The organism is Nitrincola salilacus, from assembly GCF_046271865.1.
GTDB lineage: Bacteria > Pseudomonadota > Gammaproteobacteria > Pseudomonadales > Balneatricaceae > Nitrincola > Nitrincola salilacus.
The window spans coordinates 3796686-3816654 of sequence record NZ_CP176580.1 but is presented as its reverse complement, the minus strand read 5'-3'; the positions used below and the strand labels follow the sequence as shown (position 1 = coordinate 3816654).

17 protein-coding genes are annotated in these 19969 nt (G+C 48.5%); all 17 read left to right on the top strand.

Annotation, left to right across the window (positions count from 1 at the left end):
- Positions 1-130: 130 nt before the first annotated feature.
- The 17 genes from tagH (at position 131) to tssG (ending at position 19955) form a co-directional block, all read left to right on the top strand.
- On the top strand, positions 131-1492 hold the full coding sequence (gene tagH, locus ACK3CJ_RS17650) for a type VI secretion system-associated FHA domain protein TagH (protein ID WP_409523524.1): 1362 nt from the start codon (positions 131-133) through the stop codon (positions 1490-1492).
- A complete protein-coding gene (tssJ, locus tag ACK3CJ_RS17645) occupies positions 1482-1985 on the top strand; it encodes a type VI secretion system lipoprotein TssJ (protein WP_409523523.1) in 504 nt (167 codons plus the stop codon). Before tagH ends, tssJ begins: the two co-directional genes overlap by 11 nt.
- A gap of 14 nt (positions 1986-1999) precedes the next feature.
- Positions 2000-3328 (top strand): type VI secretion system baseplate subunit TssK, encoded by a 1329-nt coding sequence (gene tssK / locus ACK3CJ_RS17640; protein ID WP_409523522.1) that lies wholly within the window; start codon positions 2000-2002, stop codon positions 3326-3328.
- A 14-nt stretch (positions 3329-3342) separates the two neighbouring features.
- Complete coding sequence (gene tssL / locus ACK3CJ_RS17635) at positions 3343-4641, top strand: type VI secretion system protein TssL, long form (RefSeq protein ID WP_409523521.1); 1299 nt, start codon at positions 3343-3345, stop codon at positions 4639-4641.
- Between the two features lie 34 nt (positions 4642-4675).
- Positions 4676-8140, top strand: a complete 3465-nt coding sequence (tssM, locus tag ACK3CJ_RS17630) for a type VI secretion system membrane subunit TssM (protein WP_409523519.1) — start codon at positions 4676-4678, stop codon at positions 8138-8140.
- A complete protein-coding gene (gene tagF, locus ACK3CJ_RS17625; protein ID WP_409523518.1) occupies positions 8140-8772 on the top strand; it encodes a type VI secretion system-associated protein TagF in 633 nt (210 codons plus the stop codon). Before tssM ends, tagF begins: the two co-directional genes overlap by 1 nt.
- Complete coding sequence (locus tag ACK3CJ_RS17620; RefSeq protein ID WP_409523517.1) at positions 8765-9559, top strand: PP2C family protein-serine/threonine phosphatase; 795 nt, start codon at positions 8765-8767, stop codon at positions 9557-9559. The genes tagF and ACK3CJ_RS17620 overlap by 8 nt, the downstream gene beginning before the upstream one ends.
- Positions 9560-9635: 76 nt before the next feature.
- Complete coding sequence (locus ACK3CJ_RS17615) at positions 9636-10577, top strand: hypothetical protein (RefSeq protein ID WP_409523516.1); 942 nt, start codon at positions 9636-9638, stop codon at positions 10575-10577.
- A 10-nt stretch (positions 10578-10587) separates the two neighbouring features.
- Positions 10588-11328 (top strand): hypothetical protein, encoded by a 741-nt coding sequence (locus tag ACK3CJ_RS17610; protein WP_409523515.1) that lies wholly within the window; start codon positions 10588-10590, stop codon positions 11326-11328.
- Between the two features lie 23 nt (positions 11329-11351).
- Positions 11352-12446, top strand: coding sequence for a type VI secretion system protein TssA (gene tssA / locus ACK3CJ_RS17605; protein ID WP_409523514.1), 1095 nt, complete (start codon positions 11352-11354; stop codon positions 12444-12446).
- A gap of 12 nt (positions 12447-12458) precedes the next feature.
- The gene (gene tssB / locus ACK3CJ_RS17600; protein ID WP_409523513.1) at positions 12459-12983 is read left to right on the top strand and encodes a type VI secretion system contractile sheath small subunit; all 525 of its coding nucleotides are present in this window, start codon (positions 12459-12461) and stop codon (positions 12981-12983) included.
- Positions 12970-14463, top strand: a complete 1494-nt coding sequence (gene tssC / locus ACK3CJ_RS17595) for a type VI secretion system contractile sheath large subunit (protein WP_409523512.1) — start codon at positions 12970-12972, stop codon at positions 14461-14463. Before tssB ends, tssC (ACK3CJ_RS17595) begins: the two co-directional genes overlap by 14 nt.
- 6 nt (positions 14464-14469) lie before the next feature.
- Positions 14470-15834, top strand: coding sequence for a type VI secretion system contractile sheath large subunit (gene tssC / locus ACK3CJ_RS17590; protein ID WP_409523511.1), 1365 nt, complete (start codon positions 14470-14472; stop codon positions 15832-15834).
- 8 nt (positions 15835-15842) lie between these two features.
- Positions 15843-16646, top strand: a complete 804-nt coding sequence (locus tag ACK3CJ_RS17585) for a type VI secretion system accessory protein TagJ (protein ID WP_409523510.1) — start codon at positions 15843-15845, stop codon at positions 16644-16646.
- Positions 16647-16648: 2 nt separating this feature from the next.
- Complete coding sequence (gene tssE / locus ACK3CJ_RS17580) at positions 16649-17095, top strand: type VI secretion system baseplate subunit TssE (RefSeq protein ID WP_409523509.1); 447 nt, start codon at positions 16649-16651, stop codon at positions 17093-17095.
- A 2-nt stretch (positions 17096-17097) separates the two neighbouring features.
- On the top strand, positions 17098-18921 hold the full coding sequence (tssF, locus tag ACK3CJ_RS17575) for a type VI secretion system baseplate subunit TssF (RefSeq protein ID WP_409523508.1): 1824 nt from the start codon (positions 17098-17100) through the stop codon (positions 18919-18921).
- Complete coding sequence (tssG, locus tag ACK3CJ_RS17570) at positions 18909-19955, top strand: type VI secretion system baseplate subunit TssG (protein ID WP_409523507.1); 1047 nt, start codon at positions 18909-18911, stop codon at positions 19953-19955. Before tssF ends, tssG begins: the two co-directional genes overlap by 13 nt.
- The last annotated feature ends 14 nt before the right edge of the window (positions 19956-19969 follow it).

The following is a 19969-nucleotide window of genomic DNA, read 5'->3' as shown; positions in this document are numbered from 1 at the left end:
TAAGGGATGTTAGAATCCCCCCGCCATCGCACATGCGCACATGCTGACCGTTCAGGTAGCATGTCGGACGTGTGGGTAAGATAAAGTCTGCGGAGTTGCAGGCGTGAATGGACCTTGAAAGGAGTTCAAGATGCTGATGGAGCTGACAGTTATCAGCGAACAGCAATCGCAGCTGAAAGACAGATGTTCAATCCAGTTGGAAAACGAGCTGCTCTCGATCGGACGAGGGAGTGATAACCACTGGGTTCTCCCAGATGACAATCTGCACCTATCCGGCAAACATTGCATTGTCAGTCGCAAGAATGACAGCTTTATCATTACTGATCTGAGTACCAATGGTGTTTATTTAGACAGCCAGGAGACTCCGCTGGGGCGTGGTCGCAGCGCTGTACTGAAGCATGGTTCTCTGATTCGTATTGGTGATTATCAAATCAGTGTATCGATTGATCAGTTACCCTATGGTGAGTCGAGTACCAGTGTCTTTCATTCAGATGGATACACCGCTGGCGGCCTTGCTACTGCATTAGCTGATACCTCTTCAGCGTCAGCTGTCTCTACTTCGTCGGCCATTAAAACCTCTGATGATCATCTGAGTCCTGAGCGCGTCAGCTTGATGACGTCTCGATCCAAACCCCTGCCTGAGCTTCAGCCCGTATTACCGGATGACTGGTTCCTGACGATGGATTCTGATGGTCTCGAACCGAAGGAATCCCGGGATATTCCAGAGCCGCCTGAAGACAGATCAGATGTATTTGCACCAGCACCAGCACCAGCACCAGCAACTGTAAACGTCGAAGAAGAAACTGTTAGCGATCCAGTCCCACTTAAATCCGTGCATGTTGAAAATCGACAATCGGTGGCTACGGTTGTGCCTACTGTAAACGCTGATGCTGATGCATTATCCGAAACGGATCTGTTAAAGCGGATTCTGCTGACTGCCGGTCTTGACCCATCCCTGGTTAAAGACGCTCCGATGCTGGCTGATCGACTTGGCTTGCTGCTCAAGACCTTTGCCAATGGCATGATTCAGGCTTTGACAACGCGCTCACTGGTTAAGGGCGAGTTCCGTTTGCAGCAGACCATGATACAACCGACGGATAACAACCCATTCAAGTTTTCCCCGACGGGCCGTGAGGCCTTGAACATCATTCTGTTTTCAGAAGGGCAGGCCTATCAGTCGGGAAATAAAGCCATTGAAGAAAGTTATGCCGACATACAAGCGCATCAGTTAGCCATGATGTCAGGTGTGCAGGAGTCGTTGTTCAAGTTGCTGAATCGCCTTGATCCAGAGTCATTAGAGCAACAGTTTCAGCGCAAGCCGCGTCATTTTACTGGGTTGCCAGGTATGAAGAAGGTGAATTGCTGGGAAGAGTACAAAGAGTTCCATGAAACCTTGAAGGCAAGCATGTCGGATGATCTGCAGGGATTTTTTATCAAGGAATTTGGTATGGCGTATGAAGGTCAGCTCAAAAAGCTTAACCATGAAGCTTAGCCTTCGTTGGCTGATGTTAGGGTTGTTCAGCTTACTTTCAGGCTGCAGTGCGCTGGATACAATACGTAGTATCAGTAGTCAGGAGGGCAAGTTTTTTGTCAGTGTCGACCTGGTGGCAGCTGAATACCTCAATCCGAATCTTTTGAATAAGTCCTTTCCAGTCGAAGTACAGGTTTTTCTGATGGAGCGTGATACGGACTTCATTCGCGCGGACTATTTCGAATTTCACAATCAACGCGCATCCAGTATCACGGATCTGGCAAAAGGGGTCGTGATCCGGCCAGGTACAAATGAAACGATATTGTTCGAAATTGACGAGTATGTGCGTTATGTCGGTGTCGTGGCCGCGTATCAGGATATTGATAATGCCGTATGGCGTGATGTTGTTCAAATCGGGGATGGCCGCGGGTTTATAGGCAAATACCTGAACTTGAATAACCATGTTCAGTTACGTGTGAATCTAGAAGGCAAAGTGGTTGCGTTCGAGAAATAAAGAGAAGGATTTCGATGAGTTGGCATAAAAAGGTTGCTTGGACTGAAGGGATGTTTATTCGCCCGCAGCATTTTCAGCAGCAGGACCGTTATTTTGAAAAACTGATCAATCTGAAGACCACTGCACTGAGCGGATACGCATGGGGTATTACCAACCTTTCATTTGATGAAGGGGCATTGAAAATTGGAAAAGTGCTGGTTAGAGAGTGCAGTGGTATTTTTGAGGATGGCACGCCGTTCGAAATGCCCGGTACTGATACTCTGCCAGATGCATTGGATATCAGCGAGCTGCAGGAAGGTGATCGAATCAACCTGTGTCTGCCATTGTGGAAGAATGGCAGTGTTGATATGGATCGGATGCAGAGGACTGCCAGCAATGCACGTTTCAGGATCGAGACCCATCAATTTACAGATGTTGTGGCAGACACCAACAGTTCTGCAGACATTGAGGTCGCACATAAGAAAATTCGGCTACAGTCTGAGCGTCTTACGCATCAGCAGAATACCGTTATTCCGATAGCGCAAGTGCACTCTGTGGCTGGTGATGAGATTCGCCTGGACAAGGGTTTTATTCCACCTACGTTATTTGTTTCTGCGGAACCCAATCTTGCAGGGTATGTTCGAGAAATTACCGGGCTTCTATCTTTGCGAAGCCAGCTCTATTCACAGCGCATCCTTAATGCCGGGACAGAGGCTGCTGCAGACATATCTGATTTGATGCTGTTGCAGATTACCAATCGTTATAAAGTCATGTTTGAGCATTTTGGTCGGTTACGCGGATTGCATCCACTGGACTTCTACGATCAAGGGCTCAGCCTTGCTGCCGAACTGTCCACCTTTACAGCAGAATCCCGCATGTTGCGGGAAATGCTTGGCTATAACCATCGAGATCTCAAGTGCTGCTTTGATGAGCTGATGTTGGAATTGAACCGTTCACTGAATACCTTGCTGGAGCAGAATGCTTATCGCATAGAGCTTGAAGTGAAAAACTATGGTGTTCGAATCGGCGTGATTCCGGGTGAAGAGTTGAGTGAACGCTCCTATGTGCTGGTTGTGTCTTCAGGTTTGCCCAAGGAAGCATTGCGTAGCAAGTTTCCGACACATCTGAAAATAGGGCCTGTTGAACATATCACCCAGTTGGTAAATCGACAGCTTCCCGGTATCCGGATCGAGCCGATGCCTGTGGCACCCAGACAGATTCCTTACCAGGGCGGAGCTGTCTACTTTGAGCTTCAAGCGCAGGGGCGTTTATGGGAGGCCATTCGGGCTAATCGCGCAATTGCACTGCATATCGGTGAGCAGTTTCCTGAGCTGAAAATGGATCTTTGGGCGATTAAACAGTAATACAGGGAAGTTGTATGGGATTTAGTGGTGATAGAACGGTCATGATACCGACACCGGGAGGACGGGGCCAGATAGAATCTGAACAGCCTCGGCCTGCGCGTACTGTCGAATCTGTGATGACGATAGAGGAGATCTCATCGTTGAGCAGTGGTCTGAATCTGCTTGAAAATGCCGCATTTGAAATTCTGGCCCTGCTACCGTCGATCCGTAATTACGAAACACAGTTGAGTCCTGAAACACTTAAAATCAGACTCATTGAGTTGATTAAGGCGTTTGAGAAAAAAGCCTATGAAGCCAATGTGGACTCCAAGGATATAGAAATAGCGCGCTATCTGCTGTGCTCCACGGCAGATGAGTTTGTGTTGAATACCCCCTTGGGGGAAAAAAACAACTGGAGCCGACATAGCCTGCTGAGTTATTTCCATGCGGAAACCTGGGGTGGTGAAAACTTTTTCGTTATCCAGGGTAATCTTGAAAAAAATCCTAGGAAAAACATTGATCTGCTTGAGTTGATTTATATCTGTCTGGCGTTGGGGTTTGAAGGGAAGTTTGCCATAGAGCCAGACCGTGGAAGTAAATTGCTGGAGCTGAAAAATGGTTTGTATCGCACGATCATACAAATCCGTGGCGCAATACCCAAGCCAATCTCCATCCACTGGAAGGGTGAAGAGGTTGTAGCGGAAAAAATTCGTAACACCCTGCCTCTCTGGGTGCTTTCTGCATTTCTGCTCGCCTTGTTGTGTGTCGTGTACTTCTATCTGCTCATCCGGGTGAATGATCAGTCCAGCTACTCATTGTTGAATGCTTCGCGAACGCTGACCGAGCAGCACGGCGATTTTCAGGTACAAGTACCGGATCTGGACGAGTCTGTAATGGCTCGGGTCAGTCGATTATTGGAGCGTGAGGTCGAGCGGCGGCAAGTGAGCCTGAATGATCGAAATAATCAGATCCGTATCGTTATTAATACAGACCAGCTGTTTCGCTCTGGCAGTGCAGAGGTAGAGCGGGATTATGCGGCATTACTCAACCATATCGGTATTGCGCTGATGGATGTGGAAGGGAAGGTCATTGTTGAAGGTCATACAGATAGTAATCCCATCAATACCCTCCGGTTTCCTTCCAACTGGCATCTATCCCAGGCACGTGCTGAGCAGGTTAAGGGTGTGTTGGAGCGTGCGGGGAATGAGCAGGGACGGTATAGCATAGATGCGAAGGCGGATACCCAGCCTGTTGCTGGCAATGATACAGCGGATGGTCGAGCCCAGAATCGACGGGTAGAACTGGTCTTGTTACCGAATTCGGAATGGCGTTGATGATAGGGAAATCAGCATGAGGGTGTTTCAGGGAATGGCCAAAAATCTGGGTGGCCTTTTGGGGTTGGTTGCTTTGCTGTTGTTGTCGGCAATCATCTGGTTTGTGCTACCCGCTCTATCTATGGGCAACTCCAACCCTTTCCAGTCTGCACTGGCGCGCGGGAGCATGATTTTCACCATGTTCGCGTTTGCGCTCGTTTATAAGGCCAGAACCTGGGTGTTAGCCAGAAGGCGTAATGAACAACTGGGTCAGGGTATGGTTCAGAACGCCTCCGATAAACAAAGCGATCAGACAGACAAGGCTGATGAGGCAGAGTTTAAAACCAAGTTTGAAGATGCGGTCCGTTTACTGAAAAAGCAGAAACGACCAGGTATGGGTGGAAACTACCTGTATAGCCTTCCATGGTATATGTTGATCGGCCCGCCAGGGTCCGGAAAAACCACTGCTTTAATCAACTCAGGTCTGCACTTCCCACTGATGGATCAGTTTGGTGCATCGATTCGTGGTGTCGGTGGAACCAAAAACTGTGATTGGTGGTTTACCGATCAAGCCATTCTGGTGGACACTGCGGGTCGTTTCACCACTCAGGATAATCAGGAAGCAAGAGACAAAAAAGATTGGAATACATTTTTGTCTCTGCTGGCAAAGTATCGAAAGCGTAAGCCGATTAATGGAATTGTAGTGGCCTATAGCATCGAAGATCTGGTTCGCAAAGACGAAGCGGATATTGTTGCGGACGCTTATCTCATCAAAAAAAGGATCTATGAACTCTACGATAAATTGAAAATAGAGTTTCCTGTCTATCTGGTGTTCACCAAACTGGATCTGTTACCCGGATTTGAGGAGTTTTTTGGCCATCTGGACGGCGAAGGCAGAGACCAGGTCTGGGGCGCAACTTTCAAAATGGCAGATCGGAAGGATGATCCGGTCAGTCGTTATTTGATAGAGCATAAGCTGTTGACTGAGCGTTTGCAGATCAAAGTGCTGGATGGCCTGAGAAACGAAGTCGATATCAACAAACGTGACAATATTTACCTGTTTCCACGCATGGCGGCAGCTTTACAGGATCGTATCAGTCTGCTTCTTGATACCAGCTTCAAACCAACGCGTTTTGAAACTAATCTGATGCTGCGCGGGGTGTACTTTACCAGCGGCGTTCAAGATGGATCAGTACTGGAAAAAGTCATCAGTGGATTATCTGCGCACCTTGGCCGTACCCGTAATACGGATGGACGAAAGGGCAAGAGTTACTTTATCAGGGACTTGTTGAATGAGGTCGTTTTCAAAGAGGCGGGACTGGCTGGCCATAATGCTCGGTTTGAGAAAATTCGCTCGATGTTGTATCTGGGCTGCTATGGTGTCCTGCTGGCTACAAGTATTGGTCTGATAGCTTTTTGGTACCATAACTTTAACCAGAACACCAAGCAGCTCAAATATTTCAATGAAGCAGTCGCTGAAGTGGAAGCGCAGCGTCAAATGCTTCTGGAGACTGATCATGATATTGAGCATATTCTACCCATTCTGAATAAGACACGAGATATACCCTTCGGCTATAGCCATCAAAATTCAGGGCGGCTCTTCATGTCAGGTTTTGGCTTGAACCAGACAGGGAAAATGCATTCGGAGTCTGTCCGGTTATATGAACGTGCACTGATCAATCTGCTGCTGCCACGGTTGGTATTTCATCTTGAAGATCGGATGGTCCGCAAGGACGAAGGGCTGTTTGATGATTTGAAATTTTATCAGATACTGGGCGGTCAGCTTGAAATGGACCCAGCCTTTATCAGTCGTTATATCCAATCTTACTTCCGTCACTACGACGTTGCTTCACGCGAGGCCCTGGACGAACATGTCCAGCAGCTGATCGGCTTGCTGCCAAAGCATTATTACCCATCATTGAATACCGAGCTGATTGAGCATGGCCGTCGGAGTTTATTGCAGCAACCGGTATCCTCAAGGTTGTTGAAGCAGATGGAGTCACATGCCGCCAATGATCCCGTCAGTCAGGGGTATCGATTATTGGATCTGGTCGGCAATAACGGCGTGCTGATATTCGCGGTAGAAGGCAAAAGCATGCAGGAGACTCTGATAGAAGGGCTATATACCCGAATCGGAGCTCAGCGATATTTTGCGCAACAGTCGGGTTTTCTGGATAGAGTGCTGAAGGAAGATGCCGCAATATTAGGGTATGACCAGGCACTTGCAGAGCGTTATAAGGCTGAGCTTTTCAGGCAGTACTTGCAGCAATATCAGCAAGTCTGGCTCGATACACTGCATGCTATCCAACTGGATAATGTTGAAGATGTTCAGGCAAAAGCCCGTGCCATTGATGTGCTGATCAGTGAGTCTTCGCCTATCAGGCAGCTACTCGGTATTGTCAGAGCAAATACGGAATTTTCTACATTCTTCAGCTCAGTGAGTGAAGCTGCCAAGCCATCGAATGATCAGCAGGGAGCTGCTTCAATGGCTGTGCTGAGCGATGATCTACTGGCGCTGATGTCGTTGGAAGTGCTACCGGTCTTTGCCCAGATTAACCGTTATTCCATCTCTACAGATGAGAATGAGCCTGAAAGACTTACTGCACTTTTTTCTCAGTTGGATACCTTGAAAATCTTCTTGCAGGGATTGCAGCACTCAGTGAATGCAGAGCGCTCAGCCTGGATGCGTGCCAGTAATCATCAGGGAATGAGTGAAGTGATCACACAGCTGGAGATGGATGTAGCCAGCATGCCCAGGCCCTTATCAACCTGGCTCGCTCAGTTGCTGGACTCTGCTAAAGCGGAGACAGGTTCTCAGGCGCGCAGTTATGTCCAAAACCAATGGGCGAGCAATGTAGTACCAGTCTGTCGCGACATGATCGAAGGGCGGTACCCCTTTGCAACGGGTGCCTCACGAGAAATAACCATGAGAGATCTGGCAAGTTATTTCGCTGCTGGTGGCATTGTTGATGAGTACTTCGAAACCTATTTATCGTCTTACGTGGACCGCTCCCGCTCTCCATGGCGATGGCAGCAAGTGACAGGATTTGAGTCAGCCGGCGTGAATACGTTGCTCAGGCAAGTTGAGCTGAGCAATAGGATACAGAATATGTTTTTTGGTCCAGGCGGGAACACACCATCTCTGAGTTTTGAGCTGGTCCCGCGTGATGTTGATCCGGAAATACTGAAAATATCCCTGGTGATCGACAATGAAGAGATGAGTTATGCACATGGTCCTAAGCTGGGCCGACGCTTTGACTGGCCATCAGCTAATCTAACGACTCAGTCCTTCTCCCGGTTGGTTATAGAAACGTCCAAGGATACTGAGGCCATCACTGAACGTGGGGACTGGTCATTGTTCAGACTGTTTGATCATGGTCGTATGACCCGTCTTGACAGTGAGCGTTATCTCATCGAGTTTTCGACTCGTTCAGGTCATCGCTTTAATTTTGAGCTGGTTGCGGGAAGTGTCTATAACCCGTTTGACGCCAATCTATTCAAGTCAATCAGGTGTCACTAATGGGCTTCAATATCGCAGTCTATGGCAAGTTGCCGGCACATTCAGATTATGTGTTGCTGAACTTTCCTGCCGCAGTTGAAACGGAACTGCACCAATGGTCGGTACGGGTGTTGTCTGAAACCGAGCATGCGTTAGGGCGGGAGCAGTGGTTGCAAGCCTTCCTTAAAGCCGATCCTTGCTGTTTTGTATTACACGCGAAATGCCCGGACTCAGTATCCATTTATGGTGTCATGATCCCGAGTGTTGATCGTGTTGGGCGTTACTTTCCGCTGTTCAGCGGCCTCTTGATCAAGGGGCATGCCGACTTCTCTAAACTGGATAAGCAGCTGTTGAGCCAGGCCATGCAAGTGGTCCTTGATGAGCAGATTGAAGCCTTGCATGGTCGCAAGCAGGTAGATCTTCTCTTTGATGCTTTGTTGTCAAAGCCTGTCATTGCTGAGTTCGCAGCTGCACTGGACAGATGTCCATCCATGACTCCCGGCAGGATTGATACGAAGTCAGATCCGGACACAATTGCATACTCCTGCTGGTGGGAGTTCGATCGTCCGGAGCGGTTGTATAACACGGCGGGTATGCCGCCTGTCGAATACTATCAGTCGATTTTAACCAGGGAACCGGTAAGACATGAGTGATAAAGCGATGCATTCAATAACCCAGCCTGGAGAAAGGGGCATCGATGATCGCTGGGTCAGCGTTAGCGAAAGTATTACGGGACCGGTAAGGCAGAACAATGAGGACCGAATCTACGCTGATGATCTTCTGGGCCTTTGGTGTGTGGCTGATGGGATGGGTGGACATCTTGAAGGAGGTGTTGCCAGCAGTTTAATCACCCAGTCACTGGAAGATCTGCAGGCAGAGCAGGTCGACTCTGTCGATGCGTTTATCAACAAACTGATTGATTTACTTAAAAAGACAAATCAGATCATTTTTTCAATATCGAATGAAATGTTTGAGTCAAAACAAATCATTGGCTCAACATTTATCATCCTGGTGTTGTTTAAGGACCGGGGCTACGTGCTTTGGGCGGGTGACAGTCGTTTATATCGGATGCGGGACGTCTATTTTGAACAGGTGACCGTTGATCACACCCAGTATGAAGCACTGAAAAGCCAGCATCTTCTGGATGAAAGCGCTGCTGCAAATGCTCAGACCCATCCGGCAAACCATATACTGACGCGGGCAATGGGTGTCCAGGAAGAGCTCGAATTTGAAATGTTGGAGATTGATGTTCTGGCCCAGGACGTTTTTCTGCTGTGCTCTGACGGGCTCTACAACGTAATTGACCAGATGGAGATGGGGAAGTCACTTTATTACGCAGATGACTACGCGTCAGCTCTTGAAACCCTGATCAATTCTGCCGTACTCAGGGGCGCAACCGACAATGTCAGTGCAGTGATCGTGGGGAAGGCAGATGCTTAGAACAGGCTTACTATTGATATGTGGATCGCTCATGCTGATCGGTTGTACTTCTGGAAATCAGCAACCAGAACCGTTGATGACAGTTGAGGTAACCAGTGAAGCAGAGCTGATGGATTTCTACAAAGGTTTGCATCAGGTGGGTGTGCGCCTGTTGACAGAAAATGCAGGTGAAGGAGGTCGTGCGAATCTGCAGCATTTCAGTGACTTGTACTTCTCAAATAACGAGCAGGTTGCTTTGAAACATCTGCGTATGTCTCTATTTGCGGATCCCTTTAATGATGACAGCAAGGCGGTTGCTGCTCAACTGGAGTCAACTGATCTGTTTGGTTTGCTGAGCTCCCCGATGAGCAGCGAAGGGGTTCGGCGAATCACCATTGGTGTGGATGAGTCACTTCCTGATGTATCTGAGCGAGTCTATGGCAACAGGCATTATGGCGTGCTGCTGCAGCGCTACAATGCCCAGTTTAACTCTGATTATCAGGAATCACGACTGCTCTACGTACCTGATTTGAACCAGTTGCCGGTCTTGGGACACTACCATCAGCCAAGCACAAATACACGCAGAACATCGCCCCCTGCCGTCCGTGCCAACTCCACATCAAGACAGATTACTCAGAGGCAACCTGAAATTGCGTCGGCAACATCCTCTGATCCGGTAGAGGCACAGGTACGTGAGGAAACCAGCCAGAGTTCTGATCAGACAATTTCGTTAGAACCTGCTCCCCAGCCTCTGACACCACAGCAATTACATCAGCGCGGGCAGTCAGAGGCTGCTTATCGAGTGCTGCGAGCTCAACCTGATTCTGAGCGGGACCAGCAACTGTTCGAGCACCTGCGAGAAACACTTGTGGAGGTGTCTTACCGTGAGGGTGTCAGCCATTTTCACGCTCAAGAGGTACGCGATGCAATCGAAAAATTTCAGCAGGTGCTGAACATAGAGCCGGAACACCAGCGTGCCCGGCAGTATATGGAAAGAGCAGCGCGTCTTGATGCGCGTTTGAGTGATATTGAATCGTAGGTGGGATGAGATGAATACAGCTGAATTGATTGCCAGCCGCCGAATGACCCGGAAACTCTCCGGTATTCTGCAGCAACGCCTGGAAGTGTATCTGTCCTGCCTGACAGGTTCCTTTTCTCCGGTCAGTGTATTGGGGAAATATATCAATGGTCAGGGCAAGACAAATGTGACCAATGATGATCTGGCGTTCAACCTTATCCAGGAACGCTATATGGCTGTTGCGTCAGAGGAGCCTTTTAACCTCAAAAAAGCACTGTCGGCTCCGGTTGATGTGTATTCACATACGCCAAGTCTATACAAGTTTGGCTATGAACGCGTGATAGAGGATGAACATGCTGAGCTTCAGCAATTTGATATTTTGTCCCCGAACCGCTGGATTCTTGGTTATACGGGCTTTGATTTACGTGACTTCAGAGATCAGGTGCAGCAACGCAAAGCGATAGAAGGTAATCGTCTGGAAGACTATCTGTTGCATTATCTGCTGATACACCAGGTTATGGAATCAAACCCGAAACTGAATACGCTGCTCAGTGATTTGAATATTCGCGTGGAAGAGGTTCGCCTGGCTGGCCTGGGCAATCTGCCTTTTGTCATGCTGACGGCTGAGATTGACAGTTTTCTTCCGCAAGACAGCATTATTCTCGAGGTCAGCAGTGTGTCTGGCACCAATCAATTCGAAGAACTGATCGATACGCAGTCAGTAAAAGAGCAACGCAGTACGTTGCGAGTGCTGGTTGAATCGCTTTCGTGAATAAATGGAATCAGGACGGCTATATGGACATGCGAGTATTACAGCAGCCGATATCGGATGAAATGCCACAGGGTGAAGATCTGCGTACCGGCAATTGGGCTGAGGAGTATCAGTTATTAAAAGATCTGCGCAATGCTCTGAGAAACGAAGAACGTCAGGCCCTGAGTATTGAGGATATTTATGCGGGTTATACGGGTTGGCGTCCCTTGTTTGAACGTGCAACCAGGCTGCTCGAAGTAGGTAGTAAGGATATTGAAGTCGTTGCCTGGATGATTGAAGCGTCTATTCGACTGGAAGGCTTTCCTGGATTAGCGCAAAGCCTGGAGTTGCTGCATCAGTTGCTGGTTCGATACTGGCCGGATCTCTATCCAAAGGATGAAGATGGCTTCGAATCGACGCTATTTCCTTTAACCGGCCTTAACGGAATATCCTCTGAAGGCGCTTTGATCATGCCGTTACGCATGGCACCTCTTTTTCCTCAAGGCCAGAGTATTTCATTACTGGACTGTATCAAGGCATTTGAAGTATCTGAGACCAAAGATCCCCAGAAAAAAGAAGCGCTGAAACGTAAAGGGCTACCGGATTATGAGCTGTTGCGCTCTCAAACAGCCCAACTTGGCAATGATGTGCACCGAGTAGCTGTGAATACACTTCAGCGCTGTCTGGACAGTTTTGTAAAGATTGATGCTTATCTCTATGAACAATGTGGACTTGAATCACCGCCGTCATCCCTGATCAAAGGGCTGCTTCAGGAAGCGCTGGACCGGGCCATTCATCTGTCTGGGTTGACCTCTGTTTCCGACCTTTCAGATGCAGAAGTATCTGCGGAGCCAGCCATGCCTATTGATTCAGGATCGCAGTCAGCTTCGTTTTCTGGACAGCCATTTAATCCGGATGCATATCGTCCTGCGAGCCGTGATGAAGCATTTGTCCTGATTCGAAAACTGATTGTCTTCTTCAAAGAGACTGAACCGCATTCGCCCATTGCCTACAACCTTGAACGCATCAATCGGTGGGGGGATTTAAGTTTACCAGAATTGATCGGTGAGCTGATTACAGACGACAGCGCTCGCGCAAACTTCAACAAGATCACTGGTGTCGAAGTGATCAAAAAATAAGGGAATATCATTATGAATGAAAGTATTCACAAAAAGCTGGAAAGGGTCCGCAAACCAAGGGTTCATATCAAATACGATGTGGAAACCGAAGGCGCAATGGTAGAGAAAGAGCTGCCGTTTGTGATGGGGGTCATGGGCGATTTCACTGGTAATTCGACGACGGCCAAGAAGCCGCTGGTGGAGCGTAAATTCATCCAGATTGATCGAGATAACATCAATGACGTGATGAGGAAAATGGAGCCCGGTTTGAGTTTGAAAGTCAAAAACACTCTGGCCGATGACGATAGCCTCATGTCGGTCCATCTCAATTTCAAATCGATGGAAGATTTTGAGCCGGGTAATATTGTTGAGCAAGTTAAACCGCTGAAAAAGCTGTTGGATACTCGCAATAAACTGCGTGATCTTCTGACCAAGGCAGACCGGTCCGAGGAGCTTGAGTCGCTGCTGGAAAATGTACTGCAGAGTACAGATGAGGTGAGTCGACTGTCAGAACGTCTGAAAGGTGAAGAGAAAGGAGGCAACGATGAATCAGTTTGAGACACAAGGCAGTGCAGAGGCAAGGGTCGTTGAAGAGGGTGATATTCTTGAGCGAGTGATTTCTGCCACCAAGCAAACCAGTGCAGATGACACCCGCGACCTGATTCGGAATCTGGTTGATGAGGTGCAGGAAGGCACTGTGGTTTGGGATCGCAATATTGCTAAAACCATTAACCGTGCCATTGCTCAGATCGACAGCAAGCTCTCTTCGCAATTGGCAGAGATCATGCACGCGGAGGAATTTAAAAAGCTCGAGGGTTCCTGGCGCGGTCTCTCTTATCTGGTTTTTAACTCAGAAACCAATACAAACCTGAAAATACGTGTCTTGAATCTGAGCAAGCGTGAACTTTATAAAGATCTTGATCGGGCTGTCGAATTTGATCAGAGCGAAGCTTTCAAGAAAATTTATGAGGATGAGTTCGGTACACCGGGTGGCGAGCCGTTTGGTGCTGTGATCGGTGATTTTGAGTTCACTAATCATCCGGAAGACATTGAGCTGCTCGCGAAAATGTCCAACGTGGCTGCGGCGGCGTTCTGTCCGTTTGTCTCGGCTGCGGATCACAGCCTGTTCGGGCTGGAGAGCTGGAGTGAGCTGTCACGCCCTCGTGATCTGGAAAAGGTGTTTGACTCAAAAGAGTACATCAAATGGCGCAGCTTCCGTGGCTCAGAAGATTCGCGCTTTGTAAACCTGACACTTCCGCGTGCGCTGGCGCGACTGCCATATGGCTCGGAAACACTGACGATTGATGCGTTCAACTATGAAGAGGGGCTTAAAAGACCGGATGGCAAAGCCCTGCCCTTGGAGCACAATGACTATTGCTGGATGAATGCAGCCTACGTTATGGGTACACGGATGACCTATTCATTTTCGACAACCGGTTGGTGTACCTCAATTCGAGGAGCAGAAGGCGGCGGGAAAGTGGAAAATCTTCCAGCGCATATTTTCACCAGTGATGATGGAGATCTGGATCTGAAATGCCCGACCGAAATCGGTATTACAGATCGACGCGAAGCTGAACTTTCAAAGCTGGGCTTCCTGCCACTTTGTCACTATAAAAATACTGATTACGCGGTATTTTTCGGCGGGCAATCAACGCAGAAACCCAAGAAGTACGATCGCCCTGAAGCAACAGCCAATGCGGCGATATCAGCCCGTCTACCTTACATGATGGCCACCTCACGGTTTACGCATTACCTGAAAGTCATGGCTCGGGATAAGATCGGTAGCTTTATGGAGGCAGATGATGTCGAAGCCTGGTTGAATCGCTGGCTGATGAACTATGTTAACGACAACCCGAACTCCGGTCCGGAAATGAAAGCACGCTACCCGCTGAAAGAAGCCAAGGTCATGGTCACTGAGGTGCCAGGTCAGCCGGGATCTTACAATGTGGTTGCCTGGATGCGACCCTGGTTACAGTTGGAAGAACTGACAGTATCCATGCGTATGGTTGCTAAGATTCCACAGCTAGGGAAGGACTGATTCCTGGTGATTCACCCAATGGATGCCACCGGTTCTGCAGAGCGACTTAACGTCATGGCACAACGCCTGGCGGTAAGTCGCTGTATTGCCGATATTGATGAGCAGATCAGTCAGTTGCTCCATGAAATTACGGTGCACCCGGATTTTCAATCTCTGAAATCCGGCTGGTATGGACTAAGGTATCTGGTTGAGGGTACGTCAGCTACATCTGTTTCAGTACGTATGCTGGATATGTCCTACGCTGAACTGCTCAAGGATTTTGACTGTTCGATCGAGTTTGACCAGAGCCATCTGTTTCACAAGATCTACAGTCAAGAGTTTGGGACAGCGGGTGGCCGGCCTTATGGTGTTGTCCTCTGTGATCATCAGGTCAATTTACAGACCCAGGCGTCACTGAATACCTATATAGGTTACCTTCAGCATCTGGCCCAGATAGGGGCTGCAGCATTTTGCCCCTTTCTCCTGGGAGCACCCCCGGCATTACTGGACCTGGATGATTATGATCAGCTATCGGGACGAATCAATCTGGATACAACCTATCGCCAGTTAAAGTTCCTCAAGTGGAATCGTTTTCGTTCACACCTTGATACTCGCTTTATCGGGATGGCGCTGCCGAGGGTACTGATCGATACACCTGTTCATTTACGTTCTGACAGTGGTTTTATAGTCAGAGAGGCTCTGGCGACGCGAAGCTCAGGCTGTTTCACCTGGATGAGCCCGGTCTATTCACTGGGGCGCACATTAGCCAGTTGCTATGAAGCGACAGGGTGGCTTGCTGAGATCTGTGGTGTAAAAGAACATGGTGCAACGATCAATGAGAACGCCAGTGGATTCTCCAGCCTTGTGGATGATTATCCCTGTTTACAAACTGAGAAACTGGTACATGATGAGCTGTCACAGTCGTTGGCTGATTATGGATTCATCAGTCTGACAAGCACAACCAACAGTGCCAAAACAGTTGTGTATACAGCGCCGAGTGTGCATAACCCACCTGGTTATGATGATGACGCTGCTCAGCATAATGCTAGGTATGCCGCACAGCTTCAATATGTGTTGTGTGTCTCACGCTTTTCGCACTATCTGAAAATATTGATGCGAGACAAGGTGGGTAGCTTTACCTCAGTTGATGAGTGCCAGGCTTTTCTCAAGAACTGGCTGTTGAAATACGTTATGTCTACCAGTGATGCATCAGAACATTTACTGGCCAAGTATCCCCTGCGCGAAGCGCAAGTCAGCGTCTTCGAGTTGCCGGGTCAGGCTGGTGTTTTCAAATGTGTCGTCAGGCTGACACCCCATTATCAATTGGAATGTGTTGAAACAGAGTTACTGTTTTCAACGGATGTCGTGCGTAGCGGCTTAAGGAATGAGTGAGGAAAGTTATGGACAGCGTGTTAGGATTTTTTAACCAGGGAACACTTGATCGAGCTTTGTCACAGGCGCAGTTGGCGCTTAAAGCCAAGGCGGGTGATGAGGGGCTGAGATTTTTATTGGTGCAGTTATACCTTCTCGATAGACAGTATGAAAAAGCTCTCACACATTTGAACCTGCTTGAGCTTGCCGTTGCACCAGATGTGCAAAAAGCCTTTTCAGTACATTGTTACAACCAGATCGCTCAGGCGTTGTCGTCCAGACAGTTGTTTTTCAATCAGCGCAAACTGGTTGAAGTCGATGTATCAGATATGTCTGAAAAGTCATTACAAGTATTGTTGCATCGATTGACTGGAGTCCTTGAAGGAGCAGACGACAACAACAGCGATGAAACCACACGACAGGCCCGTGTTCACACCAGTGATGGAGCTATAAAACAGGGTGAGTGGTTGGATCCAGATGATCTGTTGAGAGGGTTTATCGAGTGTATATCGCCACAGGGTAAATACCGTTTAATCCCGATGGAGCAACTGGCAAGTCTGACTTTTGAGCCACCGAAAAAACCGCTGGACTGCTTGTTGCAGCGTGTCACGGTTACCTGGAAAACAACCCACTCAGATCCATCCCGGCAAGAAACACTGTTGCATCTCAATATCTATCCGTTTGCCCCTGAAGGGGCTGTTAATCTCAATACAACAGATTGGGATGCCCAGCGATTGCCATCCGGTATTGTTGGCATAGGGCAGAAGGTGTTTTGTCTTGATGATGAGTTGATTGCAGTCAGCCAGCTCAGGGCTGTTGAGTTTGAGAGCTGAACATGTCTGTCACGTTTCTGAGCAGATTTCTGGATGATCAGCCTGATTTTGCAGAGGATCAGCCGATTTCACCACGTGTTCAGAGCCGCCTTTACATGGAGTCTGTTTTGCTTGACCTGGAAAAAGTGCTGAATTCAAAGATGAATACTGATTTCTATCAACAGGTGGCTTTTGATACTTTGCTCAGTTTCGGGGTGGTGGATTTCTCCTCAGTGAACGTTGCCTCTAAAGACAGTGTGGAGCAATTACGCTTGATACTGCTGAAAACCCTGCGCGCAAATGAACCGCGTTTCAGTGAAGTCCGGGTGTCGATAAAAGAATCGACGCTGCAACGGACACAAATAGCCTTTCAGGTTGATGCAGTACTGACCCTTCACGAAAGTGCAGAACTGGTCATGTTTAATGCCTCTTTTGTACCGACTGTCAGACGTTTCCGAATCAGCGAGTAACCATGAAAGCAGCATTAGTCGAACTCTATCAAAAAGAGCTGAACTATCTGGAGCGAGTGGGGGAAGACTTTGCCCAGAAATACCCGAAGATTGCCCATCGTTTGCAGTTAAGCGAACCAGGCAGTCGAGACCCGCATGTGGAACGTCTGGTACAGGCAACCGCCTTATTGAATGCACGCATTCGGGCCAAACTGGAAGATGATTATCCGGAACTGAATCAAGCCATCTTTGACCTGATTTATCCTCATTATTTGAAGCCGTTACCCAGTCATACGGTGGTCAGTTTTCAGCCTTCACCAGATTTATCCACTGTCGTTCATATACCACGGGGTAGTCTGCTGGAGTCCTCTGCATCATTGGACCGGCACTGTCGTTTCAGTACGCTCTATGATGTGAATGTGATGCCGCTGTCTATAACGCAGGCAGTGTTGCAGCCAGCACCTTTTGATGCACCTCAGATCTCGTGTGTGAATCAGATGGCAGGAGTCCTGCACCTGGCTTTTGATCGATCCGGACTGGATGCTCAAGCCATTGCAGGAAGCGCGTTACAGAGTGTGCGGATCTATTTGAATGCCCCCAAGTACATAGCTTATCAACTCTACGAACTGTTGTTCAGCCAGGTCAGCAGCCTGGCTCTTGCGAAGAGTGCTTTGGATACCCAGCCAATACTTTTGTCCAAGGATATTATTAAAGCAGTCGGGTTCAGTCCGGATGAAGCTGCCTGGATCTACTCAGAGCAGTCATTTCCCGGGTACAGGCTCTTGTCAGAGTTCTTTGTGTTTCCCGAAAAATTTCTGTTTGTAGAGCTGGATCTCTCATCTTTGCAGCAACTGGTTTCCGATGGCGAGACATTCAGCCTGTTCTTCTATCTGAACAGGGCATATGACGAAATCGCATCGCATATCACGGCCGAGCATTTCCAACTGAATGCCACACCAGTGGTCAATCTCTATTCTCACATGGCGGAGCCAATCCGAATCAGCCATACCCGATCAGCTTACCCAGTGGTTGCGGATGCCCGAAACCGTCAGGATATGAAAGTCTATTCGATAGAGTCGGCGATGCTATCAGACGGCAGTGATCACGCAACACCCTTAAGTCGATTTTTCGATTTTGAAGGCTATGCAGATTATTCCGGTCGTCCCTTCTGGCACTTCAGTCATGACTTGAATGAGGCAGATGCAGCAGGGCCGGAAGCCGGAATCTCGTTGCACAATCTGCCTCTGGATGTGCTGAGCTCAAACCGACATTTACTGTTGCTTGAGTGTTTGGTAACCAATGGTAATTTGCCACATGAGTTATGGAAGCTTGGAAAGCTGTCTCACCTGTCGCTCTTTGAGGCCAATCCAGGGGTGGAAAATGTCAGGATCTGTTTGCCGGTCAAACCTGCAATCGTCGACTATGACCGGGATGGGCATCACTGGAAGTTGATTTCGCATCTGAATTTGAATTACCTGAGCCTCGGCAATCCGGCTGATTCAAGCAGCATTCTTAAAGAGATCCTGTCACTTTACGATTTCAAAAACAGCCCTGAAACCCGCAAGATGATCGAAGCTCTGGAGGTGCTGGCCATAGTGCCTGAAGCACGGCGGATTCTATCTCCATCCGGCATGGCATTTTTCTGTCGAGGAAGCCGTTTCAGTGTTCGGCTCGATCCCAACAATTTCCCCGGTACCAGTCCTTTTCTGTTCTGCACGGTGCTGGAGCGCTTTCTATCGGTTTATACCAGCATCAACTCCTTCACTCAGTTGGATGTTCAGCTCAGTCAGTCAGAGGAAGCATATTTTGTCTGGCCACCCAGAACGGGGGAGCAATGTTTGATCTGAATGTATATTTGCGATATCGCCCGGTTGAGTATGATTTCTATCAGTTGGTGCGTTTAGCTGAAAGCCTGTATGTGGCGACTCAGAAACGTCAGACAGGCTTGATGCCGTCCGATCATCCATTGGAACATCAGTTCATCAGCTTTATTCAGCAATCGGACCTTAGTTTCAGTCCTCAGGGAGTCATTGCTATCAGTAATGATGCTGATATGCCGGGCAAAAACCGCTTGAGGGTTGCCATGTTTGGGCTGTTCGGTAGTCAGGGCGTACTTCCACCTTTTTATACAGAACTGTTACATCAGCGTGCGCGACAGGGTGATCATGCGTTTCGAGTCTATCTGGATGCGCTGAACAGCCGAACTCTGGCTTTTTTATTTACAGCCTGGCACCGGAATCGCTACCCCTTTATTCATGAGCGGCGGCAGCGTCTGGAAGAGAAGTCTGCGTTTCGTGGTGAAAATCTGGTGTCAGGTTTTGCCGGGACGCATCTTGAAGCGTTTCAACAGGCCCCCGTATTGACACAGGTGGCCAGCTATTTCTGCGGTTATTTCTCCAATCAGCGAAAAAATTCAGCGGGATTAAAAGCAATTCTGTCGAAAGTGATGGGCGTAGAGGTCATTATTGGCCAGTTTTATGCCCGTCGCTATAAACTGCCCGAGGATGAATGTAACCGGCTTGGCAGCAGAGCTTCCAGTCTGGGAAGTGACTTTGTTGCCGGAAATGAAATTATCGATGGCAACATGAGTCTGCTCATAACCACTCGCCCTGTAAATTACACCCTATTTGATGCATTGCAGCCTGGTGGGCCGACCTATCAGCTGGTTGGTGACGTGATCGAGCAGTATCTTGGTATCGGATTTGATGTGGATGTGCAGCCAGTTTTACGCAGTTCAGAGGTGCCAGTTGCAACTTTGAGTCAGGGTACTCTTATCAAAGCCACTCGCTTAGGCTACAATTCGTGGCTCGATGGCAGGAAGCCCGGAATGGATGCAGATGACGTGTGTTTTACGTTAACCGGACATGGACAAACAGGATAGAGACGGAATGGAGT

What these genes read in the sequence shown, in the direction of transcription:
- tssK (WP_409523522.1), top strand. Translation starts at nt 2,000, where the DNA reads ATGAGTTGGCATAAAAAGGTTGCTTGGACTGAAGGGATGTTTATTCGC.
- tagH (WP_409523524.1), top strand. Translation starts at nt 131, where the DNA reads ATGCTGATGGAGCTGACAGTTATCAGCGAACAGCAATCGCAGCTGAAA.
- tssE (WP_409523509.1), top strand. Translation starts at nt 16,649, where the DNA reads ATGTCTGTCACGTTTCTGAGCAGATTTCTGGATGATCAGCCTGATTTT.
- tssC (WP_409523512.1), top strand. Translation starts at nt 12,970, where the DNA reads ATGAATCAGTTTGAGACACAAGGCAGTGCAGAGGCAAGGGTCGTTGAA.
- tssL (WP_409523521.1), top strand. Translation starts at nt 3,343, where the DNA reads ATGGGATTTAGTGGTGATAGAACGGTCATGATACCGACACCGGGAGGA.
- tssM (WP_409523519.1), top strand. Translation starts at nt 4,676, where the DNA reads ATGGCCAAAAATCTGGGTGGCCTTTTGGGGTTGGTTGCTTTGCTGTTG.
- ACK3CJ_RS17615 (WP_409523516.1), top strand. Translation starts at nt 9,636, where the DNA reads ATGACAGTTGAGGTAACCAGTGAAGCAGAGCTGATGGATTTCTACAAA.
- tssF (WP_409523508.1), top strand. Translation starts at nt 17,098, where the DNA reads ATGAAAGCAGCATTAGTCGAACTCTATCAAAAAGAGCTGAACTATCTG.
- ACK3CJ_RS17585 (WP_409523510.1), top strand. Translation starts at nt 15,843, where the DNA reads ATGGACAGCGTGTTAGGATTTTTTAACCAGGGAACACTTGATCGAGCT.
- tssJ (WP_409523523.1), top strand. Translation starts at nt 1,482, where the DNA reads ATGAAGCTTAGCCTTCGTTGGCTGATGTTAGGGTTGTTCAGCTTACTT.
- ACK3CJ_RS17610 (WP_409523515.1), top strand. Translation starts at nt 10,588, where the DNA reads ATGAATACAGCTGAATTGATTGCCAGCCGCCGAATGACCCGGAAACTC.
- tssB (WP_409523513.1), top strand. Translation starts at nt 12,459, where the DNA reads ATGAATGAAAGTATTCACAAAAAGCTGGAAAGGGTCCGCAAACCAAGG.
- tagF (WP_409523518.1), top strand. Translation starts at nt 8,140, where the DNA reads ATGGGCTTCAATATCGCAGTCTATGGCAAGTTGCCGGCACATTCAGAT.
- tssA (WP_409523514.1), top strand. Translation starts at nt 11,352, where the DNA reads ATGGACATGCGAGTATTACAGCAGCCGATATCGGATGAAATGCCACAG.
- tssG (WP_409523507.1), top strand. Translation starts at nt 18,909, where the DNA reads ATGTTTGATCTGAATGTATATTTGCGATATCGCCCGGTTGAGTATGAT.
- ACK3CJ_RS17620 (WP_409523517.1), top strand. Translation starts at nt 8,765, where the DNA reads ATGAGTGATAAAGCGATGCATTCAATAACCCAGCCTGGAGAAAGGGGC.